The organism is Paracoccus sulfuroxidans (genome assembly GCF_007830335.1).
Lineage (GTDB): Bacteria > Pseudomonadota > Alphaproteobacteria > Rhodobacterales > Rhodobacteraceae > Paracoccus > Paracoccus sulfuroxidans.
Genome location: NZ_VLKU01000004.1, coordinates 316,323 through 332,659, shown reverse-complemented (window position 1 = coordinate 332,659; position 16,337 = coordinate 316,323). Strand labels below are relative to the sequence as shown.

Sequence of the window (16,337 nt, the reverse complement as noted above, 5' to 3'; positions counted from 1 at the left end):
CCGCGCGGGAAATGCCCTGCGGCTTAGCCCATCCGTTCGGACACGAAGGAGCCGGGCGAGGGCGGGAAGACGATGGTCTTGTTGCCGTTGATGAAGACGCGGCCATGCGCATGGGCGTGGATCGCGCGGGCCAGCACCTGACTTTCGACATCGCGGCCCATCGAGACGTAATCCTCGGCCGATTGGGCGTGGGTGACGCGCACGGTGTCCTGCTCGATGATCGGGCCCTCGTCCAGATCGGCGGTGACGTAATGCGAGGTCGCGCCGATCAGCTTCACGCCGCGCTGGAACGCCTGCTTATAGGGGTTCGCGCCCTTGAACGACGGCAGGAACGAGTGGTGGATGTTGATGATCCGGCCCGACATCTTCTGGCACATCTCATCGGACAGCACCTGCATATAGCGCGCCAGCACCACCAGCTCAGCCCCGCTTTCCTCGACGATGCGCATCTGCTTGGCCTCGGCCTCGGGCTTGTTCTCGCGCGTGACATTGATGTGATGGAAGGGGATGTCGTGGTTCACCACCACCTTCTGATAGTCCAGATGGTTCGAGATCACCGCGACAATATCAATCGGCAGCGCCCCGATCCGCCAGCGATACAGCAGATCATTGAGGCAATGCCCGAAGCGCGAGACCATCAGCACCACCTTGCGCTTGACGGTTTCGTCAAAGATTTCATGCTCCATCCGGTATTGCTCGGCCAGAGGCAGGAAGGCCGCGCGCAGGTCCTCAAGCGTGCGCCCCTCTTCCGAGCGGAAGCTGACGCGCATGAAATAGCGCCCGGTGTCGGCGTCGTCGAATTGCGCGCTGTCGCCGATGTTGCAGCCGTGGCTGGCCAGGAAACCGGCGATATCGGCGGTCACCCCCCGGATCGAGGGGCAGGCGACGCGCAGGGCGAAACTGGTGGTCTGGGTCATGGGAAGGGGTCCTATTCGGCGGCCAGCGCGCTGGCGGGGATGCGGTGGCGACGGCGGAAGGCCGTCAGGGTGTTCGACAGAAGGCAGGCGATGGTCATGGGGCCGACGCCGCCCGGAACCGGGGTGATCGCGCCCGCATGCCCGGCCTCGTCAAAGGCCACGTCGCCGGTGATGCGCGAGACGCCATCGGCCTCGATGCGGTTGATGCCGACGTCGATGACGGTCGCGCCGGGGCGGATCCAGTCGCCGCGCACCAGCCCCGGACAGCCCGCCGCGACCACGATGACATCGGCGGCGCGGCACAGATCGGGCAGGTTGCGGGTGCGGGAATGGGCGACGGTGACGGTGCAATCCTCATGCATCAGAAGCTGCGCCATGGGCCGCCCGACGATGTTCGACTTGCCGATGACGACGACCTTCAGCCCGGCCAGATCGCCCAGCCGGTCGCGCAGAAGCATGAGGCAGCCCAAGGGCGTGCAGGGCACCAGCGCATCCTGCCCGGTCGCGAGCAGCCCCGCGTTCGTCACGTGAAAGCCGTCGACGTCCTTTTCGGGTGCGATGGCCGCGATTACCTCATGCGCGTCCAGATGCGCGGGCAGCGGCAGCTGCACCAGAATGCCATGGACCGCCGCGTCGCCGTTCAGCCGGTCGAGCAGCGCCATGAGTTCGGCCTGAGAGGTCGCGGCAGGCAGGCGGTGCACGAAGGATTCCATGCCGATCGCCATGGTCTGGCGGTGCTTGGCGCCCACATAGACCGCGCTGGCCGGGTCCTCGCCCACCAGCACGACCGCAAGGCCGGGGACAAGGCCGGTCGCGGCGCGGATGTCCAGCACCTCATCGGCCAGCCGGGCCACAAGCCCCGCCGCAAAGGCCTTGCCGTCGATCAGGGCGGTGTCGGATGGTCGCATGAGATCGCTCCCCGTTCAGTGAAAGAGGTTCGGGCGCAGGGGCCCTTCGGTTGATGGGTATGGAAGGGGCGGGGCTTAGCCGCCCGTCGCCAGCGCCTTGCCGCGTTGCAGGAAGTCCTGAAACTGCTCTTCGGGGACAAAAGCGCCGCCGGTGGCCCAGATCACATGCGTGCCCTGCCCCAGCCGGCTTTCGATGCCGTTCAGGCGCAGGTAATCGCTGCCCGCCTCGCTTTTCAGGATGAAATCGGGGCCGCCGAACCCGGCCGCAGCCGAGGGCTCCAGCCGGATGCCCTGCGCATCATGGGCATGCCACAGCCAGCGGAAAAGCGCGTCATCATCGACGGTGAAGATGCCCGACAGCATCGGCCGCATCACCTCGCCCACGAAATCGGACATGCGCGCGACGGCCATGCCATCGGCCTCGGTCCGGTTGGTCAGCCCGACATCATAGACCGAGACCAAATCGTCCCGCCCGCTCATCATCTGGACCATGGCGCAGGGGGATTGCACCGGCTCGACAAAGAAGCAATGCGCGGCATCGCCAAAGATCGCCTTCAGCCCATAGGCCACCCCGCCCGGCGCGCCGCCGATGCCGCAGGGCAGATAGACGAACAGCGGATGGTCGGCATCGACCGTCACGCCCGCCTCGGACAGTTGCGCGGCCAGTTCCTGCGCGGCGGCGCTATAGCCGAAGAACAGCATCTGAGAGCGCTCGTCATCGACGAAATAGATGGTCGGGTCGGCCTCGGCCTCGCGGCGGGCCTCCTCGACGGCGGTGGTGTAATCGGCCTGATGCTTGACCACCTCGACCCCCAGACGGGTCAGGCGCTGCACCTTCCATTCCTTCGCGTCCGAGGACATGTGCACCGCCGCCTTGAAGCCAAGCGCGCGCGCTGCAATGCCAACGCTGAGGCCAAGGTTCCCGGTGCTGCCCACCGCGATGGTGTGGCCCGAGAACAGCGTGCGCGCCTCGTCGCTTGCCAGCGCCATGATGTCATCGGTGGCGATGCCGTTCCGGCGGGCCAGCGCCTCGGCATGCATGAAGACCTCATAGACGCCGCCCCGCGCCTTGATCGAGCCTGCGACCGGCAGGGCATTGTCGGCCTTGACGAAGATCTGCCCGAACTCCGGCCCGTCCTGCCCGATGGCGCGGCGCAAAGGCGGCTCCAGCGCCACCAGATCCGAGCGGATGCGGCCCGACGTCGCCGCCAGATCGGGGAAGAGCGCCTGCAACAGCGGGGCCAGCCGCTGCCAGTTCGCTTCCGCGACCGCGACCTGATCGGGGCGGACCGGCAGCGCCGGATCCTCGATCCCCTGCGGCTGCAGGCGGGGGTTCAGCCACAGCACCGGCTGGCCTGCCAGAAGCGCCTCACGCGCGGGATCATCGGGAAGGGTAATCGCCATCTGTTGTCCAGTCTGCTGAATCGCCGGGCGGGATGATCGTCCCGGCGTCACGTCTGATGCAAGGGTTAAGCCGAGTTCATGTTCAGTAAAAGACAATAATTCTTTTCTATATGTTTAACCTTGCTTATACGTTGCGCCAGATCGCGCCCACGGGCGCCGGGGTGGAAAAGGACGCTGCATGGATCTGGGACGGCTGCGCGCCTTGCGGGAATTGTCGCTGCGCGGAACGATGATCGCGGTGGCCGAGACGCTGTATGTCTCGCCCTCTGCCGTGTCGCAACAGATCTCGCTTCTGGAGAAAGAGGCCGGGATTCCCCTGATCGAGCGGCGCGGGCGTCGGGTCGTACTGACCGCCGCCGGGGCCAGCCTCGCCGCACGCGCCGACCGCATCTTTGCCGAGATCGAGGCCGCGCAGGCCGATATCGCCGCGATGAAAGAGGTCATCAACGGAGAGCTGCGGGTCGCCGCCTTCCCCTCGGTCGCGGCGGCGCTGCTGCCGCGCACGATCCGCGCCATGCAGGCGCTGCATCCGCAGCTGCTGATCCGCTTCGAGGAACTGGAGCCCGGCGAAAGCCTGGCCTCGCTGCGCAGCTGGCAGACCGACGTGGCGCTGATCGACGACCTGAACGTGCCTCAGGGCGCGCTTGAGGCGAATATCGCAACGATCCCGCTGATGACCGACGTCTTCAACGTCATGGTCGCGCCCGGTCATGCGCTGGACGGGCGCAATGCCGTCACGCTGACCGAGCTGAAAGATGAGCTGTGGATCGTCGACACCGCCTCGGTCCATTACACGGCCATGCTGACCGAGGCCTGTCAGGCGGCGGGCTTTACGCCCAACATCACCGCGCGCTGCAACGGGTTCGAGGTGGTGATCGCGATGATCCGCGAAAACTGCGGCATCTCGATCCTGCCGGGGCTGCGCGCCAGCCATGACCTTGAAGACGTCTGGGTCGCCCGCCTGAAGCCCGAGATCCGCCGCCAGATCTCATTGGCGTTTCGCCGGTCCGAGGAACGCAAGCCCGCCCTGCAGGCCTTTCTGGCGCAGCTTCGCGCGCAGGCGAAGATCTAGGCGGGGGCAGGGCGGACCGCCCTGCCCCTTTCGGCCAAATGCCTAGCGGTGCAGGCGCATCCGCTGATCCGGCCATGTGACCGCCCGACGATACAGATGCCAGGTCGCGTGACCCAGGATCGGCAGCACCACGATCAGCCCGACGAACAGCGGGATCGACCCCAGCAGCAGCGAGGCCGCCACGATCAGGCCCCATGCGGCGACGGTGCCCGGGTTGCGGCGCGTCACCTCCAGCGAGGTCGCAATCGCCATCGGCACGCCCACCGGCCGGTCCAGCAGCATCGGGAATGAGACGATGGTCATGCAAAGCACAAGCGCCGCGAAGACAAAGCCCACGGCGCAGCCGATCAGGATCATCTCCCACCCGGCACTGGTCGTCAGGGTGTCGCGCAGGAAGGTCGTCAGGCTTTGGTAGGGCTCGGGGCCCATCGTGTAGATCCAGACCACATGCGCCGCGATCAGCCAGACCGCAAAGACCATGGCCAGCATCGCGGCCAGCGCCAGCACCGGACCCAGCACCCGCCCGCGCAATGCGTGAAGCGCGCTGGCCCAGGTGGCATGCTTGCCCCGCTCTCGCTGGCGGCTCATCTCATATAGGCCAAGGGCCGCAACGGGGCCCATTAGCGGGAAGCCCGCGACCAGCGGGAACAGCAGGTGAAGCTGCCCGGCGTTGAAGGCCCAGACGGCCATGATGAAGCCGATCACCGGGTAAAGGATAACCAGAAAAAGAATATCCGAGCGCAGCGCGGTGAAATCCTCGACCCCGGCCCGCAATGCGGCGCGGATGTCGGTCATGTCGATGGTGTTGACCTGTGGCCGGGTCATGTCATGGGTGCCCATACCGTCGACCGCATGGCTCAGCCCGTGGCCGATACCGGCCAGCCGCTGCGCGCTCCAGCTGATGGGATTGCCGATCGTTTCGCGTGTCATGCCTGTATCCTCCCTGACACGGGGGTCAGACACCGGGCGAGGCGTTCACCGGAGAAAACCCGGCACGCGCCCAGATTTCCCCGGGGCCGAACCGTCCTCTTGCCCGGCCATGATAGCACGCGCAGGGGGAAAATGCACTTTCGGAGTTGGGGGATGCAGGGTGAAGGGGGCAGGATCACCTTACAAAACGCTGTGATCCTGCCCGCCGAAATCAATGCTTCAGCACGCGCGACAGGAACGTGCGGGTGCGTTCGTTCTTGGGGTTGTCGAAGAACTCGGCGGGCGTACCGCTTTCGGTGATGCGGCCCTGATCGACATAGATCACCCGGTCGCCCACCTCGCGCGCAAAGCCCATCTCATGCGTGACGATCATCATCGTCATGCCCTCGCGGGCCAGTTCGCGCATGACGTCCAGCACCTCGCCCACCATCTCGGGGTCGAGCGCCGAGGTCGGCTCATCGAACAGCATCAGATGCGGCTCCATCGCCAGCGAGCGGGCAATCGCCACGCGCTGCTGCTGGCCGCCCGACAGCGCGCCGGGGTATTTCAGCGCCTGATCGCGCAGGCCCACGCGGTCCAGCAGGCGCATGGCGTTTTCCTCGGCCTCGGCGCGGGATTTGCGGCGCACGCGCATCGGGCCCAGGGTGATGTTCTGCAGCACGGTCATATGCGGGAACAGGTTGAACTGCTGGAAGACCATGCCGACGCCGCGGCGGATCTCGCGCAGGCCCTTGACCTCGCCGAACTCGCGCTCTTCGGCGCGGGGCATCAGGAAGCCGTCGACCTCCAGCGTGCCTGACTGGTATTCCTCCAGCCCGTTCACGCAGCGGATCAGGGTCGATTTGCCCGAGCCCGAGGCGCCGACGATCACCAGCACCTCGCCCCGCGTGACGGTCAGGTCGACCTCTTTCAGGACGTGGAAATTGCCGTAGAACTTGTTCAGCTGGTTGATCTGGACGATCGGCTCGCCTTGTGCGGCTTTCATTTGCGCACCCCCTTGTTCAGTTTCTGCTCCAGCCGGCGGGCCTGGAAGGTGATGATGCTGCCGACCACGAAATAGGTCAGGAACATGAAGACATAGATCTCATAGGTGCGGGCGCTGTTTTCCGGGTTCGCCAGGATCATCTGCCCGGCGCGCAGGAAGTCGGTCAACCCGATGATGAAGACCAGCGGCGCATAGTTGAAGATATCAAGGATATTGCCCACCAGCCCCGGCACCGCGACGCGCAGCGCCTGCGGCAGGATGACGATGCGCTTGAGGTCGAAATCCGACAGACCCAGCGATTCCGCCGCTTCCGTCTGACCCTTGGCCACCGATTGCAGGCCCGAGCGGATGAATTCCGCCGCATAGGCGCTGTAGAACAGCGTGAAGCCGATCAGGCCCCGCACCACATCGGGGATCGGGAATTTCGGCAGCACCAGCGGGAAGGCCACCCAGATGCAAAAGACCACAAGGATCAGCGGGACCGAGCGCATGACCTCGATATACCCGGTGCAAAGCGCGCGCAGGCTGGCAATCTTGCTTTGACGGCCGAAGGCCAGAAGGATGCCCAGGGGGATCGTCAGCAGCGCGGCGGTCAGCGTGATCAGGATCGAGAGCAGAAGGCCACCCCAGTTCGACGGTCCAACCGGCGACAGGATCACCAGCACGGCGATCAGCGTGCCGAAGGCAATGGGGGCAAGGTTTTCGCGCAGGACCGGCACACGCAGCCCGATCAGCCAGGCGGCGTGGAAGGCCGCCAGCACCAGCAGCGCCTGCGGGGCGATATGGGCCGCGCCAAAGATCGCCAGCACCAGCACCAGATAGCACAGAACCGCGATCACGGCGGCCGTGCGGCCGAAGGGGATGCTGGCCGAGGTCGCCAGACCCGCCAGCGCCGCGATCATCCCTGCCACGATCCACACCAGCCACAGCTTCGAGCTGGGGAAGGTGCCGGTCATCAGCACCTTGAGGCTGTTGAAGACGACGCTCCAGTCAGCGGCGGTCAGCGCCCAGCTGAGGAAGGCCCAGACCGCCCAAAGCAGCAAGGGCACGACCACCAGCGTCAAAAGCGCATCGGCCGGTTTGGCAAACAGGTTCACATGCAGCCAGCGGATCTTTTTCTGCATCGGAGACATCAGCGGACTCCCGGAATTTTCAGGCGGTTGTTGGCCACGTTGACCAGCAGGCTGATGACCCAGCTGAGGACCAGATAGATGCCCATGGCGATCAGCACGCCCTCAAGGCTGCGCCCGGTCTGGTTCGAGACCGTGCCATAGACGTTGAAGAGGTCGGGATAGCCGATGGCGATGCCCAGCGAGGTGTTTTTCGCAAGGTTCAGGTATTGGTTGCCCAAGGAAGGCATGACCACGCGGAAGACCTGCGGCAGGATCACCTCGCGCAGCTGGTGGCGGCGGCTGAGGCCGATGGCATCGGCAGCCTCCCACTGGCCGCGCGGCACGGCCTCGATCGCGCCGCGGATGATCTCACCGATATAGGCGGCGGTGTTGGCGGTCAGGGCGATCAGCAGGGCGGTGAATTCGGGGCTGATGGCCACCCCGCCAGAGGCGCGGAAGCGGCCCGCCTCGGGCAGGTCCAGATGGATGCGGAAGCCAAGGACGAAGGCCAGCGCCAACAGGGCCACGCCCGCGCCGGCCAGATGGCGACGCCAGGGCTGAAAGCGGCGCATCAGCATCAGCGCGAGCGTGACCACGGCGGCCAGCGCCAGCCAAAGGCCGGGGCCAGAGGTGAATTCGGGACGGGGCAGCCACAGCCCCTGACGGCTGATGATCGCACCCCAGAAATGCGGCGCATCGCGCAGGCCCGGCAGTTGCAGCACCACGGCGACATACCAGAAGGTCAGCTGGATCAGCAGCGGCGTGTTGCGCAGAAACTCGGTCGCGGTGAAGGCCAGCTTGCGGATCAGCCAGTTCGTCGACAGGCGCGAGACGCCAAGCGCGACCCCCAGCAGGGTCGACAGCAGAACGGCGACCACCGCCACTTTCAGCGTATTGCCCAGACCCGCCGCCAGCGCCTGCCAGTTCGCCATATCGGCGCCGAAGCTGGTAAAGCCTGACCAGGTCAGGACGCGGCCTTCCGAGATCTCGAACCCGGCGCGCTGCCACAGGAAATCGAAGCTGAAGCTGACGCCCCGCTCGGCAAAGCCGTTGCGCACGGCCAGCCCCAGCAGCACCAGCAGCAAAGCCGCGATCCCAAGGACCCCGACCTGCACCGAAGTTCGACGCAACCTGCGCCAGCGAAGTGAGTTGGAAACCGTCATATGAGCTTCTGCTTTGGGAAAATCGCGGCGTTCCTGCCCGGCCATTCAGACGGGCGGCGCGCGGAAATGGCGCGGACCCCGGGGCCCGCGCCGATCATCATCAGTTCCAGAGCGGCGAAATCATCGCGCCGCCATCCTTGCTGAGCGCGTTGGGCGTGCCCTTGCGGTCGATGAAGATGGTGGTGTCGGGGCCGAGGTTCCGCTCGTAGATCTCGCCATAGTTGCCGACCTGCTTGACCGCCTGGGTCACGAAATCGGCGGGGATGCCGAAATCGGCGCCGAAGGTGCCCTGCGCGCCCAGGAACATCAGCGTGTTCGGGTCTTCCGACTTCAGCGTTTCCTCGACATTGGCCGAGGTGATGCCGCGCTCTTCCGCTTCGATCAGCGCATAGCTGATCCAGCGCAAAGCGTTGCGCCAGCGGCTGTCATTGGCGACGACGAAACCGGCGAAGGGCGATTTCTCGATGATCTCGGGCAGGACGACATAGTCAGCCGGGTTGGCCGAGTTCGCACGCCATGCGGCCAGCGCCGATTTGTCGGTGAACATCGCGTCGCAGCGGCCGCTGTTGAGCGCGCCGAACAGCTTTTCAAGGTTCTCATAGGTCAGGACCTGGTTCGACCAGCCGTTCGCTTTCAGCAGGTTCGCGAGCGCCGCCTCGGTGCTGGAGCCCTGCGTGGTGCAAAGGTTCGCGCCGTCCAGATCGCCGATGCCCTCGACGCCCAGCTCGGTCTTGACCATCGCGCCGGTGCCGTCCCAGAAGTTCACCGGCAGGAAGTCGACGGTGATCGCGGATTCGCGGCCCGGCTTCAGCGTGGTATGGGCAAAAACGACATCGACCTGACCGGTCTGCACCGCGGTGAAGCGGCTTTTGTCGGTGACGTTGACGAAGTTCACCTTGGTCGCATCGCCCAGAACGGCGGCGGCAACGGCGCGGCAGAAGTCGACGTCCAGACCCTCCATCTGGCCGGTCGTGGTGTTCAGATAGCCAAAGCCCGGCGCGGTGTTGTCGGTGCCGCAGTTCAGCGTCCCGCGCTGCACCACGGTTTCCAGCACGCCTGCACCCGCAGACGTCGCCGCCATGACTGAAACTGTCGCGCCTAGGGCGAGGATCGTTTTCTTCATTATTTCCCCCTGTGTTTTCGTCTTTGTGATCGGTGGTCGTCGGTTTGGCCCATCACCCGGAATGCTCTTGCGCAGGCAAGGCAGGAGGGCCCTCCAAAAGGAGTAGATAGGAGCCAATATTCAAACAAGTTAATTTGTTTCAGCTTATGGATAAGCTGTGCTTAGCAATCATCCAGCGCGACGCCACGCCCCGACAATGGGAATTGCGGCCCGGGTTTGCGCCCGAATTGCTCATTTTGCCTGCATTCTGGCATGTCCTTCCGCCCCGGGGCCGCTTCGGCCTCTGAATCCGGGTTCTAGCCACAGTTGTTTGAAAGGTGAAGGGCACAGCCCCGGAATGCAAAGCCGCGACGCAGGGTACCTCGCGCCATTCGTGCAGTTTCACTAATCATATAGAGAAATATTATTAACTATGTATCAAGTGAACTTCGCTCTAGGTTCCGGCGAACAAAGACCAGTTCCGTCCGGAGAGACCGCCATGAACGAATTGACCAGGACCTTCTTCAATTCCTCGGTGCATGACACCGATCCCCTGATCGCCCAGGCGCTGGACGATGAACGCGCCCGCCAGAAAAACCAGATCGAGCTGATCGCCTCGGAAAACATCGTGAGCCAGGCCGTGCTGGACGCGCTTGGCCATGAGATGACCAACAAGACGCTGGAAGGCTATCCGGGCAACCGCTTCCACGGCGGCGGTCAATTCGTCGATGTGGTCGAACAGGCCGCCATCGACCGCGCGAAAGAGCTGTTCAACTGCGGCTATGCAAACGTCCAGCCGCATTCGGGCACGCAGGCGAACCTTGCGGTCTTCTTCCTGCTGGTGAAGCCGGGCGACCGCATCCTGTCGCTGGATCTGGCCGCCGGTGGCCACCTGTCGCACGGGATGAAGGGCAATCTCTCGGGCCGCTGGTTCGAGGCGCATAACTACAACGTCGATCCGCAGAACGAAGTCATCAACTATGACGAAATGGAGCGCATCGCCGAAGAGGTGAAGCCGAAACTGCTGATCACCGGCGGCTCGGCCTACCCGCGCGAGCTGGATTTCGCCCGCATGGCACAGATCGCCAAGAAGGTCGGCGCCTTCTTCATGGTCGACATGGCCCATATCGCCGGTCTGGTCGCGGGCGGCGCGCATCCCTCGCCCTTCCCGCATGCCGATATCGTCACCTGCACCACGACGAAAACCCTGCGCGGCCCGCGCGGCGGCCTGATCCTGACCAACAATGAAGAGTGGTACAAGAAGCTGCAGACCGCCGTGTTCCCGGGCGTTCAGGGCTCGCTGCACTCGAACGTGCTGGCGGCGAAGGCCATCTGTCTGGGTGAGGCGCTGCGCCCCGAGTTCCGCGACTATGTGGCTCAGGTCGTCAAGAACGCGAAAGTGCTGGCCGAAACGCTGACCTCGCGCGGCATCCGCATCGTCTCGGGCGGGACGGACACGCATATCGTGCTGCTGGATCTGTCCAGCAAGGGCTTGAACGGCAAGCAGGCCGAGGATGCGCTGGCTCGCGCCAACATCACCTCGAACAAGAACCCGATCCCGAACGACAGCCCGCGCCCGGCGGAATGGGTCGGCATGCGCCTTGGCGTCTCGGCCGCGACCACGCGCGGCATGAAAGAGGATGAGTTCCGCAAGCTTGGCAATATCGTCGCCGATCTCTTGGAGGCCGAAAGCGCGGGCAATGGCCCCGAGGCCGCCGAAAAAGCCAAGGTGACCGTGCGCGAACTGACCGAGGCCTTCCCGGTCTACGCCCACTGATCCACGGATCTGACAATGAAGAAGGCCGCGCAGGTTCACCCTGTGCGGCCTTTTCAATTCCAACCCCGAAGGGTTCAGGTCTTAGTTGTCGCGGCCACCAAAGCCCATCGAGCCCAGACCGTTCGTCGCGGTGTTGTCCATGGCGACGGCGTTGCTGTTCAGGCCAGCCGATTTCTGCGACAGGATGAAGCGGGCCAGGTCGGCACGGGTTTCGAAGTTGTTCTCGGCGCCGATCTGGGCCAGTTCGCTGGTGGTGAACTGTGCGGGGTCCAGACCCAGCAGCTCGGCCTGCATGTCGTGGCCTGCATTGGCGCTGGCGGCGGTCACGGCGAAGGGCATGGAAACGGCCAGAGCAGCAGCAGCGATGATCGATTTGGCAAACATGGTATCAGTCCTATTTGGGATGCGGCGTAATTGCCGTCTTTCGTCTTCCCAACCGATATCGGCAGTCGGCCGCATTTGTTAAACTGCCCCAAGCGCACAGTGACTGTGCATAAATGAAGTGATCACCTCTCCGAGAGCGCGGCCTTACCGGCCCTGCAGGATGGCCAGCAGCGCAGGCAGGCTCAGCGCCACGCCCGACAGGAACAGCAGCCCGAAGGCCATCTGCCGCATCGCCGCCGGAGGCAGGGGCGGCGGCAGGCGATGCGCGATGATCGTGCCAATCGCGACCGAGGGCATGGCCCCCAGCGTCGCCGTCAGCGTGCTGGCGGAAATGCCGGTCGTGCCCAGCACCAGCCCCAGACGCATGACGCTGTTCAGCACGAAGAGCGACAGCAGCGTGGCGCGGATCGTCGCGATCTCGACCGGCTGGCGGTACATCTGCCAGATGACGGGCGGGCCTCCGGTGGAAAACATCCCGCCCATGATGCCGCCCAAAAGCCCGGTCACCAGAAACGAGCCCGGATCGCTGCGCCGGAACTGCACCTGCGGGCGGCGCATCAGCTGGACCGAGGCGAGAAGGATCACCACCCCCAGCACCAGTTGCAGCACGGTGACCGCCGTTCCCGCCAGCCACAGCAGCGCGAAATAGCCGATCAGCAGGCCGAAGGGGCTGGCGATCAGGAACAGCCGCAGCGCCGGGCGGTCGATCTGCCGCCACTCTTTTCCGATGACCAGCCCGCCGTTCAGGATGGTCAGGATGCTGCCCAGAATCGCCGCCTCGGGCAGCGGGATCAGGCCAAAGACCCCGACGCCGCCCATCAGGATCAGCCCGAAGGCAAAGCCGGTCAGCGTCTGCAGCCAGGCCGCGAAACCCACCAGCGCCCACAGCAGCAGCATGTCGCCGCTGGCAAATGCCATCACTTTGTCGATCATCGGGAGACCTGCGACCTTTGCTTCGGCAGAGCCGGGACGGGTGGCTGGCAGGGGGCAAGGCGCGGGATTCGTGTCATGGCGCCGGTATGGGCCAGACCCTCAGGCGGGTCCAGCCGCAGATTGCCGGATTTCCCCGACTATGGCGCGGCGGCCAACCTGCTCTGCGTCAGCCGCAGCAGTCCCTTCTGCAGCAGGATGAACAGCAGCAACAGCAGGCCGATGACGATCTTGGTCCACCAGGACGAAAGCGTGCCGTCAAAGACGATATAGGTCTGGATCAGCCCCATGGTCAGCACGCCCACCAGCGTCCCGAACATATAGCCCGAGCCCCCGGTCAGCAGCGTGCCGCCGATGACGACGGCGGCGATGGCGGTCAGTTCCGTCCCGACCGTCGCCAGCGAATAGCCCGAGCCGGTATAGACCGAAAACACGATCCCCGAGAGCCCCGCCATCGCGCCCGAAAACGCATAGACCAGCACGGTCGTGCGCCCCTGCCGCACACCCATCAGGCGCGCGGTCGCCTCGCCCCCGCCAAGCGCCATGACCGAGGCGCCAAAGCGGGTCTTATGCGCGATCACGATGCCCAGGGCGAAGGTCGCCAGCATCAGCACGCCGATCAGCGTCAGCCGCCCCTTGCCCGGCATCAGCCAATAGGCGCTTTGCAGGCTTTGATAGAACGGGTGCTGGATCGGCACGGATTCGATCGACAGCAGATAGGCCGCGCCGCGCGCCAGAAACATGCCCGCCAGCGTGACGATAAAGGCGGGCATCGCCAGCCGGTCAATCAGGAACCCCATCGCCGCGCCGAACGCCGTGGTCAGCGCCAGCAGCAGGGCAAAGACCACCAGCGGGTGCAGCCCAGTGTCGCGCAGCAGCACCGCGATGAAGACGCCGGAAAAGGCGATGACCGCGCCCACAGACAGGTCGATCCCGCCCGACAGGATCACCAGCGTCATGCCCACCGCGACAATCCCCAGATAGGCGTTGTCGGTCAGCAGATTGCCGATGACCCGCGTCGACAGCATGGCCGGGAACTGCAGCCAGCAGATGACATAGGCCGCCAGAAAGATCGCGATGGTGATGTAAAGCGGCAGCGCGCGCAGATTCATGAGGCTGTCCTTTCCGCGCCCTCGCGCTTGCGGCGGATCGCCTGCCGCCAGAAATGCCATTCGCTGGCGATGCGGGGCGATTGCAGGACCAGAATGACCAGCACCAGCACCGCCTTGATGACGAGGTTGTATTCCGAGGGGAAACCCGCCAGCCGGATCCCGATCGAGATGGTCTGGATGATCAGCGCCCCAAGGACCGAGGCCGCGATAGAGAACCGCCCGCCCAGCAGGGAATTGCCGCCGATCACCACGGCCAAAATTGCGTCCAGCTCCAGCCACAGGCCCGCGTTATTGGCATCGGCCCCACGAATATCGGCGGTGACGATCATCCCCGCCAGCGCCGCGCACAGCCCCGCCGCGACATAGACCGCGATCAGCAGCACCGTCGCATTCACCCCCGCCAGCGCCGAGGCCCTGCGGTTGATCCCCACCGCCTCGATCAGCATGCCAAGGGCGGTGCGCCGCATCAGAAGGATGGTGCCAAGCGCGACCGCCAGCCAGATCCATGTCGGCACCGGCAGCCCCAGAAACGACCCCGAGCCCAGATAGGCGAAGGCCGGATCGGTGAAGGTCAGGATGCGCCCCTCGGTGATCAGCTGGGCGACGCCGCGCCCCATGGTCATCAGGATCAGCGTGGCGACAAAGGGCTGGACGCCCACCACCGCCACAAGAACCCCGTTCCAAAGACCCGCAACCGCCCCGGCGGCCAGCGCCATCGCGATGGCGGCGGGCAGGCCAAAGCCCGCGCCGATGGCATAGGCGGCGACCGCGCCACAGATCGCCATGGTCGCGCCGACCGAAAGGTCGATCCCCTTGGTCGCGATCACCAGCGTCATGCCGACCGCCAGCACCGCCACCGGCGCGCTGCGTTTCAAGACGTCGATCAGCGGCCCGACCAGCCGCCCGTCATTGGTGCTGATCGACAGAAAGCCCGGATAAAATACGGTGACCAGCGCCACCAGAACGACCAGCGCGATCAGTTGCGGCGCCAGCCTGCGTAGAAGTTCCGCCATCAGCCCGCCCTCTCCATGGTCTCAGCCGCCGTGCCGCCGGGGGTGGCGATGGCGCGCATGATCGCCTGACCCGAGATCTCGGCGCCGGTCAGTTCCGCCACCTGCGCGCGGTCGCGCAGCACGATGACGCGGTTCGAGACCGCAATCAGCTCATCCAGTTCCGAGGAAATCACCAGCAGCGACATCCCCTGCCCCACCAGCTCATGGATCAGCCGCAGGATTTCGGCATGCGCGCCGACATCGATGCCGCGCGTCGGCTCATCCAGGATCAGGAAGCGCGGGTTCATCGCCAGCCAGCGGGCCAGAACGACCTTCTGCTGGTTGCCACCCGACAGCTCTCCGATGCGCTTTTCGCGGCCCGAGGTGCGGATATCCAGCCGCTTGATGAAATCATCGGCCAGCCGGTTCTGTTCCGCGCGCGGGATGGGCCGCGTCCAACCGCGTCGGGCCTGCATGCCCAGAATGATATTCTCGCGGATCGAGAGGTCGGCGACGATCCCGTCGGTCTTGCGATCCTCGGGCGCGAAACCGAAGCCCTGCGCAATCGCCGCACGGGGCGAGCCAAGCGAAACCGGGCCGCTGGTGTCGCGCGCCTCTCCGGTCTGGGCGGGGCGCAGGCCGAACATGACTTCGGCGGTCTCGGTCCGGCCCGAGCCCAGAAGCCCCGCCAGCCCCAGCACCTCGCCCTGCCCGATGGTCATGTCGAAAGGCTCGATCACGCCCTTGCGGCCATAGCCCTTGAAACTCAGCATCGCAGGGCGCGGGCCCCGGTCGGGCGGCGGCGAATGCAGCACGTCATCGGCCAGCGTGCGGCCCAGCATATGTTCGATCAGGCGCACCCGGTCCAGCGTCGCGGTCTCGGCGGTGGTGACGTAGCGGCCATTGCGCAAGACGGTGATGCGGTCGGAAATCTCGAAGACCTGATCGAGGAAATGCGACACGAAGACGATCCCCAGCCCCTTGTCGCGCAGCGAGCGCACGGCGTCGAAGACCATCTCGACCTCGCGCGCATCCAGACTTGCGGTCGGCTCGTCCAGGATCAGCACCTTGCCCGACAGCTCGACCGCGCGGGCGATGGCGACGATCTGCTGGATGGCCACGGAATAGCTGCCCAGATCGCGGTCGACATTGATGTCCAGACGATAGCGCGCCAGCATCTCGCGCGCCTCGCGGCGCAGCGCGCGGGCGTCGATCAGGCCGAGGCGGCGCGGCTCGCGTCCGAACAGCAGGTTCTGCGCGACGGTCAGGTTCGGCAGCAGGTTCACCTCTTGATAGACGGTGCCGATGCCCAGATCCTGCGCCTCGACGGTCGAGCGCGGGGCGATCTCAACCCCGTCCAGCGAAATGGTGCCCTCGCTGCGCTGATAGGCGCCGGTCAGGCATTTGATCAGCGTCGACTTGCCCGCGCCGTTTTCGCCCAGAAGCGCGTGAACCTCGCCCGCGCGCAGGTCGAAATCGACGCCGTCCAGCGCCCGCGTGCCGGGAAAGACCTTGGTCAGGGATCGAATGGAAAGCAGCATCTGCCGGT

The 16,337-nt window shown here is 65.3% G+C and carries 15 protein-coding genes; 2 read left to right on the top strand and 13 right to left on the bottom strand.

The window, feature by feature from the left end:
* Positions 1-23: 23 nt before the first annotated feature.
* The 3 genes from purU to IQ24_RS08715 form a co-directional block, all read right to left on the bottom strand.
* Entirely contained in the window at positions 24-917 is an 894-nt protein-coding gene (purU, locus tag IQ24_RS08725; protein ID WP_145397551.1) for a formyltetrahydrofolate deformylase, read from the bottom strand.
* Positions 918-928: 11 nt separating this feature from the next.
* Positions 929-1,825, bottom strand: a complete 897-nt coding sequence (folD, locus tag IQ24_RS08720) for a bifunctional methylenetetrahydrofolate dehydrogenase/methenyltetrahydrofolate cyclohydrolase FolD (RefSeq protein ID WP_145397550.1) — start codon at positions 1,823-1,825, stop codon at positions 929-931.
* A 75-nt stretch (positions 1,826-1,900) separates the two neighbouring features.
* Entirely contained in the window at positions 1,901-3,229 is a 1,329-nt protein-coding gene (locus IQ24_RS08715) for a D-serine ammonia-lyase (RefSeq protein ID WP_145397548.1), read from the bottom strand.
* Between the two features lie 178 nt (positions 3,230-3,407).
* Here IQ24_RS08715 and IQ24_RS08710 point away from each other — a divergent pair, with 178 nt between their 5' ends.
* Complete coding sequence (locus IQ24_RS08710; protein WP_145397546.1) at positions 3,408-4,301, top strand: LysR family transcriptional regulator; 894 nt, start codon at positions 3,408-3,410, stop codon at positions 4,299-4,301.
* A gap of 42 nt (positions 4,302-4,343) precedes the next feature.
* On the opposite strand, the gene IQ24_RS08705 is transcribed toward IQ24_RS08710, so the two are convergent.
* From IQ24_RS08705 to IQ24_RS08685, 5 genes are all read right to left on the bottom strand, one after another.
* Positions 4,344-5,231, bottom strand: coding sequence for a DUF2189 domain-containing protein (locus IQ24_RS08705; RefSeq protein WP_145397544.1), 888 nt, complete (start codon positions 5,229-5,231; stop codon positions 4,344-4,346).
* A 211-nt stretch (positions 5,232-5,442) separates the two neighbouring features.
* A complete protein-coding gene (locus IQ24_RS08700) occupies positions 5,443-6,216 on the bottom strand; it encodes an amino acid ABC transporter ATP-binding protein (RefSeq protein ID WP_145397542.1) in 774 nt (257 codons plus the stop codon).
* Positions 6,213-7,340: an amino acid ABC transporter permease gene (locus IQ24_RS08695; RefSeq protein ID WP_199756527.1), complete on the bottom strand. Its 1,128-nt coding sequence runs from the start codon at positions 7,338-7,340 to the stop codon at positions 6,213-6,215. The genes IQ24_RS08700 and IQ24_RS08695 overlap by 4 nt, the downstream gene beginning before the upstream one ends.
* Positions 7,341-7,348: 8 nt before the next feature.
* Positions 7,349-8,491 carry an amino acid ABC transporter permease gene (locus tag IQ24_RS08690; protein WP_145397539.1) on the bottom strand — a complete coding sequence of 381 codons (1,143 nt, stop codon included), beginning with the start codon at positions 8,489-8,491 and terminating at the stop codon, positions 7,349-7,351.
* A gap of 100 nt (positions 8,492-8,591) precedes the next feature.
* On the bottom strand, positions 8,592-9,614 hold the full coding sequence (locus tag IQ24_RS08685; RefSeq protein ID WP_145397537.1) for a transporter substrate-binding domain-containing protein: 1,023 nt from the start codon (positions 9,612-9,614) through the stop codon (positions 8,592-8,594).
* A 478-nt stretch (positions 9,615-10,092) separates the two neighbouring features.
* On the opposite strand from IQ24_RS08685, the gene IQ24_RS08680 reads away from it, so the two are divergent.
* Positions 10,093-11,370: a serine hydroxymethyltransferase gene (locus tag IQ24_RS08680; RefSeq protein ID WP_145397535.1), complete on the top strand. Its 1,278-nt coding sequence runs from the start codon at positions 10,093-10,095 to the stop codon at positions 11,368-11,370.
* 81 nt (positions 11,371-11,451) lie between these two features.
* Here the strand turns inward: IQ24_RS08680 and IQ24_RS08675 are convergent, their stop codons facing one another.
* From IQ24_RS08675 to IQ24_RS08655, 5 genes are all read right to left on the bottom strand, one after another.
* The gene (locus IQ24_RS08675; RefSeq protein ID WP_145397533.1) at positions 11,452-11,754 is read right to left on the bottom strand and encodes a hypothetical protein; all 303 of its coding nucleotides are present in this window, start codon (positions 11,752-11,754) and stop codon (positions 11,452-11,454) included.
* 144 nt (positions 11,755-11,898) lie between these two features.
* Positions 11,899-12,687, bottom strand: coding sequence for a TSUP family transporter (locus tag IQ24_RS08670; protein WP_199756526.1), 789 nt, complete (start codon positions 12,685-12,687; stop codon positions 11,899-11,901).
* Between the two features lie 137 nt (positions 12,688-12,824).
* On the bottom strand, positions 12,825-13,796 hold the full coding sequence (yjfF, locus tag IQ24_RS08665; RefSeq protein WP_145397531.1) for a galactofuranose ABC transporter, permease protein YjfF: 972 nt from the start codon (positions 13,794-13,796) through the stop codon (positions 12,825-12,827).
* Positions 13,793-14,809 (bottom strand): ABC transporter permease, encoded by a 1,017-nt coding sequence (locus IQ24_RS08660; protein WP_145397530.1) that lies wholly within the window; start codon positions 14,807-14,809, stop codon positions 13,793-13,795. Before IQ24_RS08660 ends, yjfF begins: the two co-directional genes overlap by 4 nt.
* Positions 14,809-16,329, bottom strand: coding sequence for a sugar ABC transporter ATP-binding protein (locus tag IQ24_RS08655; RefSeq protein ID WP_145397528.1), 1,521 nt, complete (start codon positions 16,327-16,329; stop codon positions 14,809-14,811). Before IQ24_RS08655 ends, IQ24_RS08660 begins: the two co-directional genes overlap by 1 nt.
* Between the last annotated feature and the right edge of the window lie 8 nt (positions 16,330-16,337).

Bases quoted from the DNA above. Each gene is read 5' to 3' on its own strand.
- purU (WP_145397551.1), bottom strand. From the start codon at position 917: ATGACCCAGACCACCAGTTTCGCCCTGCGCGTCGCCTGCCCCTCGATC.
- IQ24_RS08680 (WP_145397535.1), top strand. From the start codon at position 10,093: ATGAACGAATTGACCAGGACCTTCTTCAATTCCTCGGTGCATGACACC.
- IQ24_RS08660 (WP_145397530.1), bottom strand. From the start codon at position 14,809: ATGGCGGAACTTCTACGCAGGCTGGCGCCGCAACTGATCGCGCTGGTC.
- folD (WP_145397550.1), bottom strand. From the start codon at position 1,825: ATGCGACCATCCGACACCGCCCTGATCGACGGCAAGGCCTTTGCGGCG.
- IQ24_RS08670 (WP_199756526.1), bottom strand. From the start codon at position 12,687: ATGATCGACAAAGTGATGGCATTTGCCAGCGGCGACATGCTGCTGCTG.
- IQ24_RS08675 (WP_145397533.1), bottom strand. From the start codon at position 11,754: ATGTTTGCCAAATCGATCATCGCTGCTGCTGCTCTGGCCGTTTCCATG.
- IQ24_RS08690 (WP_145397539.1), bottom strand. From the start codon at position 8,491: ATGACGGTTTCCAACTCACTTCGCTGGCGCAGGTTGCGTCGAACTTCG.
- IQ24_RS08705 (WP_145397544.1), bottom strand. From the start codon at position 5,231: ATGACACGCGAAACGATCGGCAATCCCATCAGCTGGAGCGCGCAGCGG.
- IQ24_RS08700 (WP_145397542.1), bottom strand. From the start codon at position 6,216: ATGAAAGCCGCACAAGGCGAGCCGATCGTCCAGATCAACCAGCTGAAC.
- yjfF (WP_145397531.1), bottom strand. From the start codon at position 13,796: ATGAATCTGCGCGCGCTGCCGCTTTACATCACCATCGCGATCTTTCTG.
- IQ24_RS08695 (WP_199756527.1), bottom strand. From the start codon at position 7,340: ATGCAGAAAAAGATCCGCTGGCTGCATGTGAACCTGTTTGCCAAACCG.
- IQ24_RS08710 (WP_145397546.1), top strand. From the start codon at position 3,408: ATGGATCTGGGACGGCTGCGCGCCTTGCGGGAATTGTCGCTGCGCGGA.
- IQ24_RS08715 (WP_145397548.1), bottom strand. From the start codon at position 3,229: ATGGCGATTACCCTTCCCGATGATCCCGCGCGTGAGGCGCTTCTGGCA.
- IQ24_RS08655 (WP_145397528.1), bottom strand. From the start codon at position 16,329: ATGCTGCTTTCCATTCGATCCCTGACCAAGGTCTTTCCCGGCACGCGG.
- IQ24_RS08685 (WP_145397537.1), bottom strand. From the start codon at position 9,614: ATGAAGAAAACGATCCTCGCCCTAGGCGCGACAGTTTCAGTCATGGCG.